Source organism: Brachymonas denitrificans (assembly GCF_907163135.1).
In the GTDB taxonomy this organism is placed as follows: Bacteria; Pseudomonadota; Gammaproteobacteria; order Burkholderiales; family Burkholderiaceae_C; genus Brachymonas; species Brachymonas denitrificans_A.
In genome coordinates this window covers 1316784-1336987 of record NZ_CAJQUA010000001.1, presented here as the reverse complement: position 1 = coordinate 1336987, position 20204 = coordinate 1316784, and the positions used below count along the sequence as shown (strand labels likewise).

The 20204-nt window shown below is 63.4% G+C and carries 14 protein-coding genes; all 14 read right to left on the bottom strand.

The features are described 5' to 3' along the window. Positions 1-99: 99 nt before the first annotated feature. The 14 genes from KKQ75_RS06335 to KKQ75_RS06270 all read right to left on the bottom strand — a co-directional run bounded on the left by KKQ75_RS06335 (position 100) and on the right by KKQ75_RS06270 (position 20034). The gene (locus KKQ75_RS06335; protein WP_213361071.1) at positions 100-6150 is read right to left on the bottom strand and encodes an alpha-2-macroglobulin family protein; all 6051 of its coding nucleotides are present in this window, start codon (positions 6148-6150) and stop codon (positions 100-102) included. A 219-nt stretch (positions 6151-6369) separates the two neighbouring features. After that, on the bottom strand, positions 6370-7359 hold the full coding sequence (locus tag KKQ75_RS06330; protein ID WP_213361069.1) for a branched-chain amino acid ABC transporter permease: 990 nt from the start codon (positions 7357-7359) through the stop codon (positions 6370-6372). A 19-nt stretch (positions 7360-7378) separates the two neighbouring features. Next, positions 7379-8263 (bottom strand): branched-chain amino acid ABC transporter permease, encoded by an 885-nt coding sequence (locus tag KKQ75_RS06325; protein ID WP_213361068.1) that lies wholly within the window; start codon positions 8261-8263, stop codon positions 7379-7381. A gap of 110 nt (positions 8264-8373) precedes the next feature. Next, on the bottom strand, positions 8374-9648 hold the full coding sequence (locus KKQ75_RS06320; protein ID WP_213361067.1) for an ABC transporter substrate-binding protein: 1275 nt from the start codon (positions 9646-9648) through the stop codon (positions 8374-8376). A 73-nt stretch (positions 9649-9721) separates the two neighbouring features. Next, positions 9722-10480, bottom strand: a complete 759-nt coding sequence (locus KKQ75_RS06315) for an ABC transporter ATP-binding protein (protein WP_213361057.1) — start codon at positions 10478-10480, stop codon at positions 9722-9724. Further along, positions 10480-11250 (bottom strand): ABC transporter ATP-binding protein, encoded by a 771-nt coding sequence (locus KKQ75_RS06310; RefSeq protein WP_213361066.1) that lies wholly within the window; start codon positions 11248-11250, stop codon positions 10480-10482. Before KKQ75_RS06310 ends, KKQ75_RS06315 begins: the two co-directional genes overlap by 1 nt. 69 nt (positions 11251-11319) lie before the next feature. Then, positions 11320-12246: a LysR family transcriptional regulator gene (locus KKQ75_RS06305; protein WP_213361065.1), complete on the bottom strand. Its 927-nt coding sequence runs from the start codon at positions 12244-12246 to the stop codon at positions 11320-11322. Between the two features lie 36 nt (positions 12247-12282). Next, positions 12283-13179, bottom strand: a complete 897-nt coding sequence (gene mmsB / locus KKQ75_RS06300) for a 3-hydroxyisobutyrate dehydrogenase (RefSeq protein ID WP_213361064.1) — start codon at positions 13177-13179, stop codon at positions 12283-12285. A gap of 69 nt (positions 13180-13248) precedes the next feature. Then, entirely contained in the window at positions 13249-14763 is a 1515-nt protein-coding gene (locus KKQ75_RS06295) for a CoA-acylating methylmalonate-semialdehyde dehydrogenase (RefSeq protein WP_213361063.1), read from the bottom strand. Positions 14764-15192: 429 nt separating this feature from the next. Further along, on the bottom strand, positions 15193-16170 hold the full coding sequence (locus tag KKQ75_RS06290) for a branched-chain amino acid ABC transporter permease (protein WP_213361062.1): 978 nt from the start codon (positions 16168-16170) through the stop codon (positions 15193-15195). A 19-nt stretch (positions 16171-16189) separates the two neighbouring features. Further along, the gene (locus KKQ75_RS06285) at positions 16190-17074 is read right to left on the bottom strand and encodes a branched-chain amino acid ABC transporter permease (RefSeq protein WP_213361061.1); all 885 of its coding nucleotides are present in this window, start codon (positions 17072-17074) and stop codon (positions 16190-16192) included. A 91-nt stretch (positions 17075-17165) separates the two neighbouring features. Then, positions 17166-18395, bottom strand: a complete 1230-nt coding sequence (locus tag KKQ75_RS06280) for an ABC transporter substrate-binding protein (protein ID WP_434087730.1) — start codon at positions 18393-18395, stop codon at positions 17166-17168. 110 nt (positions 18396-18505) lie between these two features. After that, entirely contained in the window at positions 18506-19264 is a 759-nt protein-coding gene (locus tag KKQ75_RS06275) for an ABC transporter ATP-binding protein (protein ID WP_213361057.1), read from the bottom strand. Continuing rightward, positions 19264-20034, bottom strand: a complete 771-nt coding sequence (locus tag KKQ75_RS06270) for an ABC transporter ATP-binding protein (protein ID WP_213361055.1) — start codon at positions 20032-20034, stop codon at positions 19264-19266. Before KKQ75_RS06270 ends, KKQ75_RS06275 begins: the two co-directional genes overlap by 1 nt. Positions 20035-20204 lie beyond the last annotated feature (170 nt).

The window sequence follows — 20204 nt, the reverse complement described above, 5'->3', positions numbered from 1 at the left end:
AGGGCTGCGCCGCGACCCTGTGCAATCCAGGGCGAATCCGGGCCTTGCAACAAGCGGCGTGCTTTCGCCGCCAGCGATCCTTTCAGACCGTCAGCCAACTCAGCGCGCCTCCACCTTCACCGCCGCATTGGGCGCCACGCCGAACACTTCCGGCGCATAGAGCGCTTCCACGCGCGTGGCGGGCTGGGCAAACTGGCCCACGTTGTTCAGCCGCACCGTGTATTCGATGCTGGTCGTGCCCTGCGGCAGATACTCGTAGTAGGCGCGGTAGGCCTCGAAGCTGCGTTCCACAAAGGCCAGCCAGCCGCGACCACTGGCGCGCTCGCCCTCGGTGGCAATGGCCGAGTCACGGCCCAGGCCGCTGCCCAGCACGGTGGCGCCAGCCGGAATCGGGTCGCTTACTGCCACCCAGGTCATGTCGGTAGCCGCATTGATGTCCAGGCGCACACGCCAGATATCGCCACGGCTGGTCTTGCCGGGTACGGCCTGCTGAACCGGCGTCACCGTCTTCTTCACGCTGTAGCCGGCCGACACGGGCGCCTTCACCGGCACCGCCGCCAGCGCCTGCACCGTGGCCCAGGGCTTGCCGCTGCCTTGCTGCTGCAGGCTCAGCGTCTGGGCTGCCGCGCCGGGCGCGTTCTGCCAGGGCAGGAAGGCAGTGTTGTTGGTGTACATGCGCTCGGTCGCCGGGGCGCCGAACCAGTGACTGCCACGGGCCTGGGCGCTGGCACCCAGGCGCGCGACCTTGCTCCAGTCGATGGTCTGCTCGCTGCCGCCCATGCGCAGCAGCGTCTTGCCACTCACCGGGCCGGCTTCCACCTTGGCGGCAAAACGCTCCAGCGCCAGGCCGCCCCACAGGTTGGCATTGGTAGTCTGCCAGGCACCGTTCTTCTGGCGCGCGATGAAGCCGTTGACCAGCAGCGGCAGCTCGTTCTGCCATTCCGGATCGTTTACCACGGTCAGGATCAGGCGGGCGCTGTTCACGTCGCCGTTCTGCATCAGCCACCACCAGTAGTCATCGCGCTCGGTGCTGAACTGCAGGCGCGTGCCCTGGTAGCTCAGGCGTGCGCGCAGGATCTGGTTGGCTTCGGTCAGCAGCGTATCGCGGTTGGGCACGGACGGCATGCGCTGCAGGATGCTCAGCCAGTCGATCACCGCATGCGTGGGCCACTGGTTGGGCGCGATGGTGATGCTGGTGAGCATGCGCGGCTGCGCCTTGCCATAGCGGGCCAGCGCCTCGATGGCGGCGATCTTTCGCACGTCGCGGTCGTTGCGCGGGCTCCAGAAGTCGCGCTCGATGCGGCCTTCGACGAACCTGGTCAGTCCGCCCAGCATGCTGTCGCGCGCGGCAGGCGACAGCTGCCAGCGTGGATTCAGCGAGCCGGCTTCATGCGAACTGGCCAGCAGGTGAGCGGTGAGCGTATCGCTGCCGCGGGCGCGGCCGCCTTCCTGCGGCGGGAAGTAGCTGGCCAGGCCGTCGGCGTCCAGATAGGTGGGCAACTCATTCAGAATGCCCTGCCACATCGCGTTGTCGCGCAGGCCGATGGCCTTGCTCGCCTTCTGCTCCAGGCAGACGTAGGGATAGTTGGCAAACCAGTCGCGCACGCCCGGCAGGCTTTCGGCCAGCGAGGGCTGCAGCGCGATCTTCACGCCGCCCTGGGCCGCCTTGCCATCGGCCAGGGCCAGGCTTTGCGGGGGCGGCGCCAGGCTGATGCTCTTGTCATCCACCTGCACCAGCATGCCCTGCTGCACCGTCAGTGGCACGGCCGGGATGATGCGCTGGCTCATCTTCAGGGCATCGGCTGCCTTGCTGCCGGCGGTGTCGCGTGCGCTCACTTCCCAGACGATCTCCTGCGTGCGCGTGGCGGTCAGTTGCGGGGGAGCCGTCACGTCCCAGGCAATCTCGTGCGAACCACCGGCGGGAATGGTCACGCTCTGCGGTTTCAGTTCGAGCAGGGTGGCCTTGGGCGTGACCTCGACCTGCATGTCCTTTTTGGTGGTATTGCGCAGCGTAATCTGGGCGCGATATTGGTCGCCCTCGCGCACCAGCGGCGGCAGGCCGCTGATGATCTGCAGATCCTGCGTGGTGCGGATGCTGGCTTCGCCGGTGCCGAACAGGTCCTGGCCGCTGTCGGCCACGGCTACCACTTTGAAGCGGGTCAGGGCGTCATTCAGCGGCACGGTGATGCGGGCCTGGCCGTTGGCATCGAGCTGCACGCGCGGATTCCACAGCAGCAGGGTGTCCAGAAGTTCGCGTGTGGCGGCGCCGTTGCCGCCATCACCGCCAGCCGGCACAGCCTTGCGGCCATAGTGGCGGCGGCCGATGATTTCCATCTGCGCGGTAGCGGTTTCCACGCCCCATGCGCGTTGCTGGAACATGGCATGCAGGAGGTCCCAACTGGTGTTGGGCTTGAGCTCCAGCAGGGCCTGGTCGACCGCGGCCACGGCCACTTCGGCATGGGCGGCCGGCTTGCCATCAGGAGTCTTGGCACTGATCAGCACCTGCGCTTGCTGGCGTACCTGGTAGGCTTCCTTGTCGGGCTGTACGCTCACCTGCAGGGCATGGCCTTCCACACCCACGTTCAGAGCGGCCATGCCCAGGCGGAAGGCGGGCTTGCTCAGGTCGACCAGCGGCGTGGGTGCGACGTATTCCTTGCCGTCATGCCAGAAGGCGCGCCACCATTCGCGTGGTGCCTTGTAGCCCCAGGTGAAGAAGCTGTACCAGGGCACGTCGCGCAGGCGGCCACGCAGGGCGAGCACGCTCACGTATACGTTCGGCCCCCATTCGGGCTGGATCTTCAGTTTGACGGTCGGATCCTTGCCGTTCAGCTCCACCACCTCGCTGTGCAGAATGCCTTCGCGCTCCACGCTGAGCAGGGCAGTGGCATAGCGGAAGGGCATGCGCACCTGCAGCTGGGCGGTTTCGCCGGGCTGGTAGTCGCGTTTTTCGGGCAGCACGTCCATGCGGTCGTGGTCTTCGCCGCCGAACCAGATCTCGCCCTGGCGCGTGACGGTGACGCTGGTGCTGGCCTCGGTGCTGCGGCCTTCGCCGTCGGTGGCGCTGGCGACCAGCTCCACCTCGCCGGGCTCATCGACCCTGGCGTTGCACACCAGCAGGCCGCGGCTGTCGCTCTTGCCGCTGCACAGGATGCCCAGGTCCTTGCTGCTGTCCTGGTTGTCGTAGGTGTAGAAGCCGCCCACCAGACGCTTGCGGCTGGTGACGGTGCTGTGCGCCACGCCGCGCACGGCCAGCTTCACGTCCTTGAGCGGCTTGCCATGCACATCCAGCGCCAGTGCCTGGAACTTCAGGTCCTTGTCCACCGACACCCAGTACTCGGTCTTGATGCCGGCGACTACCGCTGCCGGCCAGATGCGCTGCCGACTCTGCAGGGTCTGGATTTCGCCATTGGGATCGCTGTAGCTGGCTTCCAGCGTCACGTCCTGCGGCTGGCCGCTCTCGGGAATGTTGGGAATCTTCACCTGGCCGGCGCCGTCCTTGCCCAGCGTCAGTGTCAGGCGGTCGGCCAGCAGCTGCGTCTTGCTGGCGGGGGCGTCCTCGTCTTCGCTGTCGTCCTCGGTCTGGCGCGACCAGCGTTCGCTCTTGCTGAAGCTGAAGCCGCCGTAGTCGTCAAACCAGGCATAGGCCGGCTTGATGCTGGCCGACACCTGCACCGGCAGGCCGCTGGCGGCGCCGCCATTCAGGTAGGCCAGCTGCACCTGCACCGGCAGCTCGGTGCTGCCCACCAGGGTGTCCTTCTGCACCGGCGCGATGCTGCCGTGCATGGTGGGCAGGCGGAATTCCTCCACGCGGAATTCGCCGCTGTCGAGTTCATAGGGCTCGCCCTTGCGGTCCTTGCCGATTTGCGCCACACGGTAGTGGCCGAGCTTGGCCGCCTTGGGAGTCTCCCAGGTGGATTCAGCGGTCTGCCCGCCCGTGGCGGTGGTACGCCAGACCAGCGGCAGTTCGATGCTTTCATCGCTGCCAACGTGGGTAATGCGCAGCTGCGTCGGCATCTGTCCCGCGGCGGCCAGCCCGCGCAGGGTTTCGGTGCGCAGGTAGTGCTTCATCGAGACGGTTTCGCCGGCACGCAATAGCGTGCGGTCGAGCACGGTGTGGGCGCGCAGGTCGGGTTTGGGATCGCTGCTGGTGGGCACGTCGAAACGCCAGCTTTCGATGCCGCGGTTCCAGTCGCTCCAGACGAAGGCCATGTCGGTGCCGCCCTTGTCGTCGGCGGCACGGGCGCTGACGAACAGGGCGCTCTCCTGGTCGTACTCGCCACACCTGGGCGCCTCGATGGCCTGCTCATGGCGCCAGATGCCCTTGGCATCGGTCTTGCCGGAGGCCAGCAGCTTGCCATTGCAGCCGCTCACCGCCACGCTGGCGTTGGGGACGGGCTTGCCGTTGTCCAGCCGAGTGACCCAGGCCAGCGAGCCGGCGCGGCCATGCTTGAAGTGCACGCCCAGATTGGTCACCAGTGCGCTGGTGCGTACATACATGGTGCGTTGCTTGAAACGGGGGTCCAGCAGATTCTGGCCAAGGATGGGCGAGGCGATTTCCAGCACATGGAAGCCCGGCTGCAGCGGAATGCCGACCACCTCGAACGGGCGTGGATCGCCGCCTTCGGGCTTGGGCAGCTCGGTGGCCTTGGCGCCGCCGGCCTGGGCCAGCAGCGAGACCATGCGCGCCTGCACCATGCTGGGCGGAATGTCGGTCTGCTCGTCGTCATTGGACTCGGGCAGTGCCGGCGGCAGCGTCTGGATGCCGTCCTTGCGCGCCTTGGTGCGCTCCACCAGCTCGCCGTCATAGTCGCGCACGAGCTGGTACCAGCGAATGATTTCGGCGTCGCTTTCGGGCGTGAGAGTGCGTACCTTACCGCCCGGCTGCAGCGCCTTCACGGCCGGGGCGGCTTCCACCTTGCGCAGCGTGATGGGCAGCAGGGCGGGGCCATCCGGGCCTTCGGCAAAGCGCTCGACCACGCCAAAGGGGGCGGCCGCAAACTTGGCCAGCGGCGGCATGGGGCCGGTACGCACCATGAGCGGGAAGCTGTCGGCATTCTGCAGCGGGCGGCCGGCGTCATCCTTGAGCCCGGCAGGCAGTACCAGTTGTGCCGTGCTCTGCTCGGGCAGGGCGGGCTTGAAACGGATCTCCTCCACGCTGGCCGCCTTGGCTTCATCCGCGCTGAAATCCGGTTGCAGCGTGGTGTTGCCACTGCGCAGCACCACCTGTTTGGCCCAGTTCATGGGCACCGGAGCATTGAACTCGAGCCGTACCGGACGGATCGGCAGGCAGGCCGCCTGTGCATTCGGCCGCTCGCAACTGAAGGTGGCTTCGAAGGGCGGGCGTACCTTGAACTTCCAGTTCTGCGGCTGCGGACTGGTCAGGCCGCCCGGGCTGCGATAGCTGCCCAGGGTGAGGGAGACGGCAGCGCTTTGCGGCAGCGTGCGGTTGCACTGCAGCACCACAAAACGGTCGGGCTGCTTTTCGGCCTCTTTGGCAAACCAGCGCGACTTGAGGATGGCCGCGCGGTCATCGCCGCTGATCACGCGCGTGGGCACTTGTTCGCCGATACCTTCCACTTCGCAATGGCTGGCTGCCTGCACGCTGGCGGCATCGACGGCACCATTGAAACGCAGCACAAAGGCCTGGCTCTCGTCGATACTGCCACCACCGGGGGTGATTGTCTGCACGAAGGGGGCGCCTGTGTGGAACTGCGCCGTGGTGGTTTCCAGCGTTTCGCCGGTGGGTGAGCGGAAACCGGGGCTGCTCTTGGCCGTGCAGCGCACATCGGCGGGCAGATAGTCGTCGAAATCCGCCGCCCATGAGGACGGATTGCGCCAGGCACCGTTGTAGCGCGGGATGGCAATCTGCTTGTTGGTGCTGGTACAGCTGATGCTGAATGGAGCCGGTGCTTCCGGATTGCCGGCGGTGACGGCGGGCTTGTCGAAGGTCACCACGAACTGGCGTACCTTGCTCACTTCGCCTTGCGGCGAGATGCTCAGCGGCTTGAGGGCCAGCGCCGACCCCCCCGCGGCCAGCGCCAGCAGGGGCAGCGCCAGCCGCCAGGCGTTCCTGCCCCGGGATGGGGAAGAAGCATTATTGTCAGCAGCCGCGTCGGGCTGGGGCGATCGGGTTCCGAGGTGCGAAGTCATGTGCCAGGTCTGCCTGTGAGTGTCGTTGGACGATCCCGGAAGGGGTGCAGACGGGAAGCTGTCGCCTTGCGTCCGCAGGTGCCTATCATGCCATGCGTAAGAAAGTATTCGTCGCATTTGGCAAGAAAAAATTGCCACGTGGGAGTGTGGGGGAGGCAGATGGCAGCACCATGAAAAATGCCGGCGCTGGGGCCGGCATTGGACAGTGGAAGTGGGCTCTTATCGCTTCTTGCCGACGGAAGCCAGCTTGAGCCGCTGCACCAGCGCAATGTACTCCCCGACGATGCCGCGCCGGAACAGCATCACGCAGATGACGAAGATGAATCCGATCACCAGGTTGACCTGCTCGCCCAGGCTGTTGAACCAGTTCACCCCGGTCAGGCTGGCCAGGAAGTGCCCGATGTTGCCAAGGCGGTTCTCCAGAATCACCACGATGGTGGCCCCCACCACCGGACCCAGCAAGGTCCCCATGCCGCCAATCAGCGTCATCAGGATCACCAGACCCGACATCGACCAGTGCACATCGGTGAGCGTGGCAAAGCCCAGCACCACCGTCTTGGTCGCACCGGCCAGACCGGCCAGTGCCGCAGACAGGGTAAAGGCCAGCAGCTTGAAGCGGTCCACGTCATAGCCCAGCGAGATGGTACGCGGCTCGTTCTCCTTGATGGCGGTGAGGATCTGGCCGTAGGGCGAATGCACCGTGCGGTAGATCAGCAGGAAAGCAGCCACCACGATGGCCAGCACCACGTAGTACATGACGAAGTCATTGCCCAGATCGAGGATGCCTGCGATCATGCCGCGCGGCACGCCCTGCAGGCCATCCTCGCCGCCGGTGAACTTGGCCTGCAGCGCGATGAAGAAGAACATCTGCGCCAGCGCCAGCGTGATCATGGCGAAGTAGATGCCCTGACGGCGGATGGCGATGTAGCCCATGATGACCCCGATGAGGGTGGCAAAGGCGGTGCCTGCCAGAATGCCGATGACCGGATCGGGAATCACCTGGGTCATGACCCAGCCGGTGATGTAGCCGGCCCCGCCGAGGAAGGCGGCATGGCCGAAGGAGAGCAGGCCGGTGTAGCCCAGCAGCAGGTTGAAGGCGCAGGCAAACAGGATGAAGCACAGCAGCTTCATCATGAAGACGGGATACACCACAAAGGGTGCAGCCAGTGCTGCCAGCAGAAGGATGGCGTAACCGATAGTCTTGTTCATTTTGTTGGATCCCTTTGCGTCACTTCTCTTTGCCGAACAGTCCGGCGGGGCGGAACATCAGCACCAGCACCATGATCACGAACACCACGGTGGTGGACGCCTCGGGATAGAACACCTTGGTCATGCCCTCGATCACGCCCAGGGCCAGGCCGGTGACGATGGAGCCGAGGATGGAGCCCATGCCGCCGATGACGACGACGGCAAAGACGACGATGATGAGGTTGGAGCCCATCAGGGGGCTGACCTGCAGCACGGGGGCGGCGAGCACGCCGGCGACGGCAGCGAGGGCCACACCGAGGCCGTAGGTGAGGGTGACCATGCGGGGTACGTTGATGCCGAAGGCTTCGACCAGCTTGGGATTCTCGGTGCCGGCGCGCAGCAGGGCGCCGAGCTTGGTCTTCTCGATGATGAGCCAGGTGCCCAGGCAGACGGCGAGCGATGCGAAGACGACCCACGCGCGGTAGTTGGGCAGGACCATGAAGCCCAGATCGGTGGAGCCGCGCAGCAGCTCCGGGGGGCTGTAGGACAGGCCGGAGACGCCGTACTGGGTGCGCAGCAGGCCTTCGACGACGAGGGTGATGCCGAAGGTGAGCAGCAGGCCGTAGAGGTGGTCGAGCTTGTAGAGGTGCTTGAGGAAGAGTTTCTCGATGATCAGGCCGATGGCGAAGACGACCAGGGGAGCGAGAAAGAGCATGACCCAATAGCTCAGCCCGAGGTACTGGCCGCCCATCCAGGCGATCATGGCGCCGAGCATGAACATGGCGCCGTGTGCGAAGTTGACGACGTTGAGCAGGCCGAAGATGACAGCCAGCCCGAGGCTGAGCATGGCGTAGAAGGAGCCGTTGACCAGACCGATCAGCAACTGGCTCATGACGCCCGCAAGGGGGATGCCGAAGATTTCCATGGGATTGTTAAGCTAGGTGGGGGCATGAGGCAGGACGCAGCGTCCCTTGTCGGAAGCCGCGTCGAGCGGGAACGGGTGACGACTGCGGTACAGCCGTCACCGCATGGCCATCAGGACTTCTTGAGCAGCGAACACTTGGACTCGGCTGCAGGCGTGAAGGCCTCCTCGCCCGGAATCTCTTTCAGCGTCTTGTACAGATCCCACGGGCTGGTGGATTCTTGCGGAGTCTTCACCTGCACCAGATACATCGGACGCATCAGACGGCCGTCTTCGCGGATCTTGCCGTTCTTGACGTACATGTCATTGATCGGGTTGCTCTTCAGATATTCCATCACCTTGGTGCCATCGGTGGTTCCCACGGCCTTGACGGCATTGAGATACGCGGTGGTTGCCGAATAGTCGCCCGCCTGGACGAAACTGGGCGGACGCTTCATCTTCTCTTCGAAACGCTTGGCAAAGGCCTTGGTTTCATCATTCTGGTTCCAGAACCAGGTTTCGGTCAGCAACAGGCCTTGTGCCTTGTCGATACCCAGCGCGTGCACGTCGTTGATGTAGGCAACCAGTGCCGCGACCTTCATATTCTTGTTGATGCCGAAATCGATGGCCGCACGGACGCTGTTGGTAAAGTCGGCACCGGCATTGGCCAGTGCCAGCACCTGTGCATTGGATTGCTTGGCCTGCAGCAGGAAGGACGAGAAGTCGGAGGCGCCCAGCGGTGCGCGAACAGCACCCAGCACCTTGCCGCCACCGGCTTCCACAACGGCGGTGGTGTCCTTCTCCAGCGAATGGCCGAAGGCATAGTCCGTGGTGAGGAAGTACCAGCTCTTGAGGCCTTGAGCCAGCAGGGCATTGCCGGTCACACGCGCCAGGGCCACAGTGTCAAATCCATAGTGAACGGTGTAGGGGGTGCAGTCTTCATTGGTCAGGCGAGCGGTGGCCGCGCCAATGGAGAAGAACGGAATCTTCTTCTCGGCTGCGAGCTTTGCAGTGGCCAGCGCAACCGCAGAGTTGGTGCCGCTGATCAGCACCGTGGCATTTTGCTGGTCCACCCATTCACGCGCCTTGGACAGGGCGATATCGGCCTTGTTCTGGTGGTCAACACTCACCAGTTCGACCTTCTTGCCCAGCACCGAGCCGCCGAAGTCGTCGATGGCCATCTGGATCGCTTCGGCGCCGGCCTTGCCGTCGGCGTCGGCATAGACGCCGGACATGTCGGTGGTGAAGCCGATGCGGATGACGTTACCACTGGCGGGAGCGGCAGCGGCGGTGCCGCTGGCACCGGAGGCTGCGGCAGGCGCCGAGCTGCTGCCCTGCTTGCCACAGGCCACCAGCATCAGCACGGAGGCGGCCACCGCGGTCAGGCTTGCTGCTTTGTTGAGTTTCATGGTTTGTCTCCTGGTGTGTTCTAGAGGAAGGGTGTGGAAAAAAAGAAAGGAAAGAAAACGAAAGAAAGCGGCTTCAGACGCCCAGCAGCTCGTTGAGCACCGGCATCTTCTCCTGCAACTGACTGGCCGCAAACTGCTCGACAATCTCGCCGTGCTCCATCACATAGAGCCGGTCGGCCAGCGGCGCGGCAAAGTGAAAGTTCTGCTCCACCATCACGATGGTGTAGCCCTTGGCCTTGAGCATGGTGATCATGCGCGCCAGCGCCTGCACGATCACCGGCGCCAGGCCCTCGGAGATCTCGTCGAGCAGCAGCAGGTTGGCCCCGGTGTGCAGGATGCGCGCCACCGCCAGCATCTGCTGCTCGCCGCCGGACAGACGCGTGCCGGGGCTGTGCTTGCGCCGCTCCAGGTTGGGGAACATCTCGTAGATCTCTTTGGTATGCATGGGAGGCTGCGGCTGCTTGCTGCGCACGCGCGGCGGCAGGTACAGGTTCTCCTCGCAGCTCAGGCTGGCGAAGATGCCACGCTCCTCCGGGCAATAGCCCACGCCCATGTGGGCGATGCGGTAGGTGGGCATGCGGATGGTCTCGACGCCATTGATCTTGATGGATCCGCGGCGCTTGCCGGCCATGCCCATGATGGCGCGCAGCGTGGTGGTGCGCCCGGCGCCATTGCGCCCGAGCAGGCTGACCACTTCGCCCTTGTTCACCGTGAGGTTCACCCCGTGCAGGATGTGCGACTCGCCATACCAGGTATGCAGATCGCTGATCTCCAGCACCGGAGTGCCGGTGCTGGCCGCCTGTGTGGCCTGGGGTTCGAGAACGGCATGCATCAGTGGGCTCCTTGCAGTTCGGTGGCATTGGTGCCCATGTAGGCCTCCATCACCTGCGGGTTGCTGGACACCTGGGCATAGTTGCCCTCGGCAAGCACCTCGCCATGCGAGAGCACCGTGATGGTGTCGGCGATGGTGGAGACGACCTTCATGTTGTGCTCGACCATCATGATGGTGCGGCCGGCGGACACCTGCTTGATCAGGTCGGTGACGTGGCCGACATCCTCGTGGCCCATGCCCTGGGTGGGCTCGTCGAGCAGCATCAGCTCGGGCTCCATGGCCAGGGTGGCGGCAATCTCCAGGGCGCGCTTGCGGCCGTAGGGCAGATTCACGGCGAATTCATTGGCGAACTGCTCGAGCTTGACCTCGGAGAGCAGCTGCATGCAGCGCGCGTTGAGCTGGTCGAGCATTGACTCGCTGCGCCAGAAGTGGAAGGAGGCGCCGAGCCTGCGCTGCATGCCCAGGCGCACGTTCTGCAGCACGGTCATGTGGGGGAAGACGGCGGAGATCTGGAACGAGCGCACGATGCCGTTGCGGGCGATGGTGGCGGGCTCGTCGTGGGTGATGTCCTTGCCGTTGAAGAGGATCTGGCCGGAGGTGGGCTTGAGAAACTTGGTAAGCAGGTTGAAACAGGTGGTCTTGCCGGCGCCATTGGGGCCGATCAGGACGTGGATATTGCCGCGCTGGACCTTGAGATTGACGTTGTTGACGGCAACGAATCCCTTGAATTCCTTGGTCAGGTTTTTGGCTTCGAGAATGATGTCACTCATCGCTGGTAATCCTTCTGTTCAGGAGACGGAAAATGGTCGGGAGGGCCGGAGTGCCTGCTCGGGGGTGTGTCATGGCGTCACCCATCGGATATGTTTCTCTGCGCCCATCAGATAGCCCTGATTGGCGTCCGCTACCTTGCGCAGATATTCCCAGAGCACCTTGACGCGGGCCAGTTCCCGGCGGTCTTCCGGTGCAGTCAACCAGAAGGTGCGCGTGACCTGAATGTCATCCGGCAGCACCGGGATCAGGTTCTGTACGGTATTGGCCAGAAAGCAGGGCAGAAATGCCATGCCGACGCCGGCCTGTGCGGCCTGGAACTGGGCGATCACGCTGGTGCTGCAGAAAAATGGCTTGATACCGGGCAGCCAGTCATGCAAGGTGAATTGCTGGTTGGTGAATTTCAGGTCGTCCACATAATCGATCCAGCGTTGCCGCTCCAGATCGCTGACAGTCGTAATCGGAGCATGACGATCCAGATACTCTGCGGTGGCATAGGGCAAGAGCCGGTAGTCGCACAGCTTGGAGGTCACGAATTGATCGTTCGTGGGGCGCTCCAGCGACACCGACGCATCGGCTTCCCGCTTGGAGAGGTTGATATTGCGCGGCATCGGCAACAGCTCGACCGAGATATTCGGATGCCGGGCACAGAATCGCGCCAGGTGCGGAGAAAGAAAATAGCTGCCAAAACCTTCGGTTGCTCCCAGACGGATGTCGCCAGTGAGTGACATGCTGTCGTTGAACACTTCCGATTCAATGGCGGTAATGGAGGTTTCCAGCTTTTCCACATGCTCCAGCAGCCGGTGACCGGCAGCCGTCAGGCGATGCCCCTGGGAATTGCGATCGAACAGGCGTGAGGCAATATCCTTTTCCAGCTGATGCAGGCGACGTGAAATGGTCGATTGGTCAATGCCCAGCAGGACCGAAGCTTCCAAGGCCGATTGCGCGCGCGCTACGGCCAGGAAGATTTTCAGGTTGTCCCAGTTGAAGCTGTTCATCGTCTGCCTGCGTCGATTTTCTGGATCCTGAAATCGTCAATCTGCCTTCTGCAGCATCTGGATAATGCTGGAGAAATCCAGCCCGCCCTTGCCGGACAGGCTGTGCGCCGCGTACAGGCTGCGCGCCATGGCGCCCAGCGGGGTGCTGGCACGCACGTGCATGGCGTTTTCCTGCGCCAGGCCCAGGTCCTTGAGCATCAGGTCGGTGCCGAAGCCACCGGCGTAGCCCTTGCTGGCCGGGGTCGTTTCCATCACGCCGGGCACGGGGTTGTATTTTTCCAGCGCCCAGTTGCCGCCGGAGCTGCGGCGCATGATCTCGGCCAGCGCCTTGGGGTCGAGACCGTTGGCCAGGCCCAGGGCCATGGCTTCGCTGGTGCCGATCATCAGGATGCCGAGCAGCATGTTGTTGCAGATCTTGGCGGTCTGGCCGGCGCCCACGCTGCCTGCGTGGAAGATGTTGGCGCCCATTTTCTCGAGCAGCGGACGGGCACGGCCCAGCGCCGCATCGTCACCGCCGACCATGAAGGTCAGCGTGCCGGCAGCGGCGCCAGCGGTGCCGCCGGACACGGGGGCGTCGATGAAGGCAAAGCCCTTGGCGGCGGCCGCAGCGCCCACCTTCTGCGCGCTGGCGGCGGCGATGGTGGAGCTGTCGATGATCAGTGCGCCGGCCGGCAGCACGTCGAGCAGGCCGGGCTGGCCGTCCTTGCCCAGGTACAGGGCTTCGACGTGGGCGCTGGCGGGCAGCATGCTGACGACGACTTCGGCGTCCCTGGCAGCATCGTTGGCGCTGGCGGCCACCGTCACGCCTTCGGCCTTGACGGTGTCGCAGGCGGCCTGGGACAGGTCGAAGGCCTTGACCGTGTGGCCCGCCTTCTGCAGGTTGATGGCCATGGGGCCGCCCATGTTGCCAATGCCGATGAATGCGATGTTCATGAGGGTGTCTCCTTGTGTGTTGAAGCGAAGGCGAGGGGGCTCGCCTTCGCGGATCAGGCGGTACGCCGCTCAGGACTTGTCGGAAACCGGGTTGAATGCCAGCGAGACAGCAGCAGGGGCTGCAGCAGCATCCGGCCAGCGCTGGGAGACGGTCTTGAACTTGGTGTAGAAGCGCGCTGCATCCGGGCCATACAGATGGCCGTCACCGAATTTCGAGCGGCGCAGTCCGCCAAAGTTGAAATAGGAAACCGGCAGTGGCACCGGTACGTTGACGCCGATCATGCCGGCCTCGACTTCCGACATGAAGCGGTGCGCCGACTTGCCGTCGCGCGTGAAAATCACGGAACCGTTGCCGTAATCGTGGGCGTTGGTGATGGCGATGGCTTCGTCCAGCGTGGCGGCGCGCATGATGCCGCGTGCCGGGCCAAAGATTTCTTCCTTGTAGAAAGTCATGTCCATGGTGACATGGTCGAACAGCGTGGGGCCGATGTAGTAACCGTTGTCATGGCCGGGAATCCGGATGCCGCGGCCGTCCATCACCAGCTCGGCGCCGGCGTCGATCGCCTCGGCGATGGCTTTTTCCACGGCGGCCTTGGACTGGGCGGAAATAACGGCGCCAAAATCGGCCTTGGGGTCGTTGTAGGGGCCGACATGCAGCGCCTTGATTTTCTCGATCACCAGTTCACGCAGCTTGACGGCGGTCTGCTCGCCCACCGGCAGCAGCAGCGAGACGGCCATGCAGCGCTGGCTGGCAGAGCCGAAGCCGGCAGAAACGAAGGCGCCGGCAGCTGCATCCAGATCGGCGTCGGGCATCACCACCATGTGGTTCTTGCCACCGGTGAAGGAAGCCACGCGCTTGTTGTTCGCAGTGCCTTTCTGGTACACATACTCGCCCACGCCGGTCGAGCCGACGAAGCTGACGGCGGCAATGCCGGGGTGCTCCAGCAGGGCATCCACGACGACCTTGTCGCCATGCACGATGTTGAACACGCCTTCGGGCAGACCGGCTTCCTTCAGCAGGCGGGCCAGGATCATGGCTGCGCCAGGCACTTTTTCGGACGGTTTCCAGACAATGGCGTTGCCGACTGCAATGGCCATGCCCATCATGACCATGGGCACCATGATCGGGAAGTTGAACGGGGTGATGCAGCCAACCACGCCAACCGGTACGCGCATGGAGAAAACATCGATGCCGCCACCGACATTGACGGAGAATTCGCCTTTGGTCACATGGGGCTCGTTGGTCGCAAACTCGATGCCTTCGATGGCACGGCCGATTTCACCCTTGGCATCAGCGATGGTCTTGCCGTGTTCGCGGCCGATCACCTCTGCCAGCTCGTCAGTGGCTGCAATCATCAGTTCGCGCAGCTTGTACATCACGGCGATGCGGGTGGCGTGGGAGGTCTGCGACCACTTGCGGGCTGCCTCGGTGGCAGCCTGGACAGCCTGATCCATCGTCGCCTGATCACCATAGGCACAGCGCGCAATTTCCTCACCGGTGGATGGGTTGAAGATAGGACCCGTGCGTCCGCCCTGAGGGACGTGGATTTCGCCTGCAATGTAGTGGCCGATGATGGTGCTCATGATGTCTCCGAAGAAGGGGTGGGAATGCTCTGGTGTTCCGGAAGCGGGGCAAGGTGTCATGCTTCTTGAGTACAAGCCAGGTTCAAAATGTGTCTGCTGCTTGACTCTGTCACCATTCTGAAACAGCGTATCTGCATCCCGATGGAGTCATTTGCATTGTTCAGTTGCGAATTTGCATAGCGAATCGGGGTTTTCCTTGATGTGCTCGGATGGGCTTGTCCGGAAATGCTGATAAAACGCGGGTTATTCCGGATTTTTTGCCTAATATTTATACAAAAATACAAATATCGGCTTTGGCTCAAAACGAGGAGATCAGGGAAAACGATAGGGGTCACGGCTGGGGCTGTTTGTGGCCGTGCGCGGAGGGGCAAACGGCGTTTCCAATTGAAAAAACCCCGCCTGGGCGGGGTTTTGCATCGACTCAAGGGGTTAGGCGGGACGCTTTTTGAATCTTTGTGCGAGTGCGATGTACTCCCCGACGATGCCACGGCGGAACAGCATCACGCAGATGACGAAGATGAATCCGATCACCAGGTTGACCTGCTCGCCCAGGCTGTTGAACCAGTTCACCCCGGTCAGGCTGGCCAGGAAGTGCCCGATGTTGCCAAGGCGGTTCTCCAGAATCACCACGATGGTGGCCCCCACCACCGGACCCAGCAAGGTCCCCATGCCGCCAATCAGCGTCATCAGGATCACCAGACCCGACATCGACCAGTGCACATCGGTGAGCGTGGCAAAGCCCAGCACCACCGTCTTGGTCGCACCGGCCAGACCGGCCAGTGCCGCAGACAGGGTAAAGGCCAGCAGCTTGAAGCGGTCCACGTCATAGCCTAGCGAGATGGTGCGCGGCTCGTTCTCCTTGATGGCCGTGAGGATCTGCCCGTAGGGCGAATGCACCGTGCGGTAGATCAGCAGGAAGGCGGCCACCACGATGGCCAGCACCACGTAGTACATCACGAAGTCATTGCCCAGGTCGAGGATGCCGGCGATCATGCCGCGCGGCACGCCCTGCAGGCCATCTTCGCCGCCGGTGAACTTGGCCTGCAGCGCGATGAAGAAGAACATCTGCGCCAGCGCCAGCGTGATCATGGCGAAGTAGATGCCCTGACGGCGGATGGCGATGTAGCCCATGATGACCCCGATGAGGGTGGCAAAGGCGGTGCCTGCCAGAATGCCGATGACCGGATCGGGAATCACCTGGGTCATGACCCAGCCGGTGATGTAGCCGGCCCCGCCGAGGAAGGCGGCATGGCCGAAGGAGAGCAGGCCGGTGTAGCCCAGCAGCAGGTTGAAGGCGCAGGCAAACAGGATGAAGCACAGCAGCTTCATCATGAAGACGGGATACACCACAAAGGGTGCAGCCAGTGCTGCCAGCAGAAGGATGGCGTAACCGATGGTCTTGTTCATTTTGTTGGATCCCTTTGCGTCACTTCTCTTTGCCGAACAGTCCGGCGGGGCGGAACATCAGCACCAGCACCATGATCACGAACACCACGGTGGTGGACGCCTCGGGATAGAACACCTTGGTCATGCCCTCGATCACGCCCAGGGCCAGGCCGGTGACGATGGAGCCGAGGATGGAGCCCATGCCGCCGATGACGACGACGGCAAAGACGACGATGATGAGGTTGGAGCCCATCAGGGGGCTGACCTGCAGCACGGGGGCGGCGAGCACGCCGGCGACGGCAGCGAGGGCCACACCGAGGCCGTAGGTGAGGGTGACCATGCGGGGTACGTTGATGCCGAAGGCTTCGACCAGCTTGGGATTCTCGGTGCCGGCGCGCAGCAGGGCGCCGAGCTTGGTCTTCTCGATGATGAGCCAGGTGCCCAGGCAGACGGCGAGCGATGCGAAGACGACCCACGCGCGGTAGTTGGGCAGGACCATGAAGCCCAGATCGGTGGAGCCGCGCAGCAGCTCCGGGGGGCTGTAGGACAGGCCGGAGACGCCGTACTGGGTGCGCAGCAGGCCTTCGACGACGAGGGTGATGCCGAAGGTGAGCAGCAGGCCGTAGAGGTGGTCGAGCTTGTAGAGGTGCTTGAGGAAGAGTTTCTCGATGACGATGCCGATGGCGAAGACGACCAGGGGAGCGAGAAAGAGCATGACCCAGTAGCTCAGCCCGAGGTACTGGCCGCCCATCCAGGCGATCATGGCGCCGAGCATGAACATGGCGCCGTGTGCGAAGTTGACGACGTTGAGCAGGCCGAAGATGACAGCCAGCCCGAGGCTGAGCATGGCGTAGAAGGAGCCGTTGACCAGACCGATCAGCAACTGGCTCATGACGCCCGCAAGGGGGATGCCGAAGATTTCCATGGGGGTTCAGGAGTAACAGGTGATGAAAAGCCGGTCACGGCTTGCGCCGGCAGTGGCTGCCCTCCGGGAGGGCAACCACTGCCTCACGGCATCAGGACTTCTTGACGAAGCTGCACTTGGACTCGGACAGCGGGGTGTAGGCCTGGTCGCCCGGCACGGCTTTCACCTGCTGGTAGTAGTCCCAGGGCTCCTTGGACTCGTCAGGCTTCTTCACCTGCATCAGGTACATGGTCTGCGCCAGACGGCCGTCCTCACGCACCTTGCCGTCCTTGACGAACATGTCGTTGATCGGCGTGCTCTTGATGACCTTCATCACGGCATCGCCATCGGTGGTGCCGGCCGCTTTTACGGCATTCAGCCAGGTGGTGGTGGCCGAGTAATCGGCTGCCTGCAGCATGCTCGGCATGCGGTTGAACTTCTCGAAGAAGCGCTTGGCGAACTTGCGGGAATCGTCGTCCTGGTTCCAGTACCAGCTCGTCGTGGCCAGCAGGCCTTGCGCATCCTTCAGACCCAGCGCGTGCACGTCGTTGATGAACACCAGCAGGCCGGCCAGCTTCATGTCCTTGGATAGGCCGAATTCGTTGGCGGCCTTCACGCTGTTGATGAAGTCGCCGCCGGCGTTGGCCAGACCCAGCACCTGGGCCTTGGACTGCTTGGCCTGCAGCAGGAAGGAGGAGAAGTCGGAGTTGCCCAGCGGCACCTTCACCGAGCCCAGCACCTTGCCACCGCCAGCCTCGACGATGGTGGTGGTGTCCTTTTCGAGTGAGTGGCCGAAGGCGTAGTCGGCAGTCAGGAAGTACCAGTTCTTGTCGCCACGTTCGATCAGCGCCTTGCCCGCCACGCGCGCCAGGGCCACGGTGTCATAGGCGTAGTGGACGTTGTAGGGTGTGCAGTCCTCGTTCGTCAGGCGGGCAGAGCCGGCACCGATGACGAAGTAGGGCTTTTTCTTCTCGGCCATGATCTTGGCCGTGGCCAGGGCAGTGGCGGAGTTGGTGCCGCCCACCATCATCTGCACGTTCTGCTGGTCCAGCCACTCGCGTGCCTTGGAGGCAGCGATGTCGGCCTTGTTCTGGTGGTCGGCGCTCACCAGCTCGACCTTCTTGCCCAGCACCGAGCCGCCAAAGTCGTCGATGGCCATCTGGATCGCCTCGGCGCCAGCCTTGCCATCCACGTCGGAGTACACGCCGGACATGTCGGTGGTAAAGCCGATGCGGATTACGTCACCGCCACCGCCAGCGGCAGGAGCAGCGGCGGTGGCGCCGCTGGCGCCAGAGGCCGCAGGCGCCGAGCTGCTGCCCTGCTTGCCACAGGCCACCAGCATTAGCACGGAAGCGGCCACCGCGGTCAGGCTTGCTGCTTTGTTCAGTTTCATCGTTTGTCTCCTGGTTTTTCTCGAGAGGGAAGGGTGTGGGTAAAAGGAATCGGAAGGACTCAGACGCCCAGCAGCTCGTTGAGCACCGGCATCTTCTCCTGCAGCTGGCTGGCCGCAAACTGCTCGACAATCTCGCCGTGCTCCATCACATAGAGCCGGTCTGCCAGCGGCGCGGCAAAGTGGAAGTTCTGCTCCACCATCACGATGGTGTAGCCCTTGGCCTTGAGCATGGTGATCATGCGCGCCAGCGCCTGCACGATCACGGGAGCCAGGCCCTCGGAGATCTCGTCGAGCAGCAGCAGGTTGGCGCCGGTGTGCAGGATGCGCGCCACCGCCAGCATCTGCTGCTCGCCGCCGGACAGGCGCGTGCCCGGGCTGTGCTTGCGCCGCTCCAGGTTGGGGAACATCTCGTAGATCTCTTTGGTATGCATCGGAGGCTGCGGCTGCTTGCTGCGCACGCGCGGGGGCAGGTACAGGTTCTCCTCGCAGCTCAGGCTGGCGAAGATGCCGCGCTCCTCCGGACAATAGCCCACGCCCATGTGGGCGATGCGGTAGGTGGGCATGCGGATGGTCTCCACGCCATTGATCTTGATGGATCCGCGGCGCTTGCCGGCCATACCCATGATGGCGCGCAGCGTGGTGGTGCGCCCGGCGCCATTGCGGCCCAGCAGACTCACCACCTCGCCCTTGTTCACGGTGAGGTTCACGCCATGCAGGATGTGGGATTCGCCATACCAGGTATGCAGATCGCTGATCTCCAGCACCGGAGTGCCGGTGCTGGCCGCCTGTGTGGCCTGGGGTTCGAGAACGGCATGCATCAGTGGGCTCCTTGCAGTTCGGTGGCCGTGGTGCCCATGTAGGCCTCCATCACCTGCGGGTTCTGCGACACCTCGGCGTAGTTGCCCTCGGCGAGCACCTCGCCATGCGAGAGCACCGTGATGGTGTCGGCGATGGTGGAGACCACCTTCATGTTGTGCTCGACCATCATGATGGTGCGGCCGGCAGAGACCTGCTTGATCAGGTCGGTGACGTGACCCACGTCCTCGTGGCCCATGCCCTGGGTAGGTTCGTCAAGCAGCATGAGCTCGGGCTCCATGGCCAGGGTGGCGGCGATCTCCAGGGCGCGCTTGCGGCCGTAGGGCAGGTTGACGGCGAGCTCGTTGGCGAACTGCTCGAGCTTGACCTCGGCGAGCAGCTGCATGCAGCGCGCGTTGAGCTGGTCGAGCATCTTCTCGCTGCGCCAGAAGTGGAAGGACGCGCCGAGCCTGCGCTGCATGCCCAGGCGCACGTTCTGCAGCACGGTCATGTGGGGGAAGACGGCGGAGATCTGGAAGGAGCGCACGATGCCGTTGCGGGCGATGGTGGCGGGCTCGTCATGGGTGATGTCCTTGCCGTTGAAGAGGATCTGGCCGGAGGTGGGCTTGAGAAACTTGGTGAGCAGGTTGAAACAGGTGGTCTTGCCGGCGCCATTGGGGCCGATCAGGACGTGGATATTGCCGCGCTGGACCTTGAGATTGACGTTGTTGACGGCAACGAATCCCTTGAATTCCTTGGTCAGGTTTCTGGCTTCGAGAATAATATCGCTCATGGCTGCTTCGCTTGCGTTGAAGTGATGCAGTCTACGGGCAAAATCCGAACGGTCGGATCAAGGATTACCCTGACAGGTGGCTTGCCTGTTTAAAATCAAATTTATTAATATAAATCAATAAGATAGGTGATTTTTAACAAGTATTTTAGCAGCAGGAAAGGAGCGCTTCC

Bases quoted from the DNA above. Each gene is read 5' to 3' on its own strand.
- KKQ75_RS06335 (WP_213361071.1), bottom strand. From the start codon at position 6,150: ATGACTTCGCACCTCGGAACCCGATCGCCCCAGCCCGACGCGGCTGCT.
- KKQ75_RS06330 (WP_213361069.1), bottom strand. From the start codon at position 7,359: ATGAACAAGACTATCGGTTACGCCATCCTTCTGCTGGCAGCACTGGCT.
- KKQ75_RS06325 (WP_213361068.1), bottom strand. From the start codon at position 8,263: ATGGAAATCTTCGGCATCCCCCTTGCGGGCGTCATGAGCCAGTTGCTG.
- KKQ75_RS06320 (WP_213361067.1), bottom strand. From the start codon at position 9,648: ATGAAACTCAACAAAGCAGCAAGCCTGACCGCGGTGGCCGCCTCCGTG.
- KKQ75_RS06315 (WP_213361057.1), bottom strand. From the start codon at position 10,480: ATGCATGCCGTTCTCGAACCCCAGGCCACACAGGCGGCCAGCACCGGC.
- KKQ75_RS06310 (WP_213361066.1), bottom strand. From the start codon at position 11,250: ATGAGTGACATCATTCTCGAAGCCAAAAACCTGACCAAGGAATTCAAG.
- KKQ75_RS06305 (WP_213361065.1), bottom strand. From the start codon at position 12,246: ATGAACAGCTTCAACTGGGACAACCTGAAAATCTTCCTGGCCGTAGCG.
- mmsB (WP_213361064.1), bottom strand. From the start codon at position 13,179: ATGAACATCGCATTCATCGGCATTGGCAACATGGGCGGCCCCATGGCC.
- KKQ75_RS06295 (WP_213361063.1), bottom strand. From the start codon at position 14,763: ATGAGCACCATCATCGGCCACTACATTGCAGGCGAAATCCACGTCCCT.
- KKQ75_RS06290 (WP_213361062.1), bottom strand. From the start codon at position 16,170: ATGAACAAGACCATCGGTTACGCCATCCTTCTGCTGGCAGCACTGGCT.
- KKQ75_RS06285 (WP_213361061.1), bottom strand. From the start codon at position 17,074: ATGGAAATCTTCGGCATCCCCCTTGCGGGCGTCATGAGCCAGTTGCTG.
- KKQ75_RS06280 (WP_434087730.1), bottom strand. From the start codon at position 18,395: ATGCTGGTGGCCTGTGGCAAGCAGGGCAGCAGCTCGGCGCCTGCGGCC.
- KKQ75_RS06275 (WP_213361057.1), bottom strand. From the start codon at position 19,264: ATGCATGCCGTTCTCGAACCCCAGGCCACACAGGCGGCCAGCACCGGC.
- KKQ75_RS06270 (WP_213361055.1), bottom strand. From the start codon at position 20,034: ATGAGCGATATTATTCTCGAAGCCAGAAACCTGACCAAGGAATTCAAG.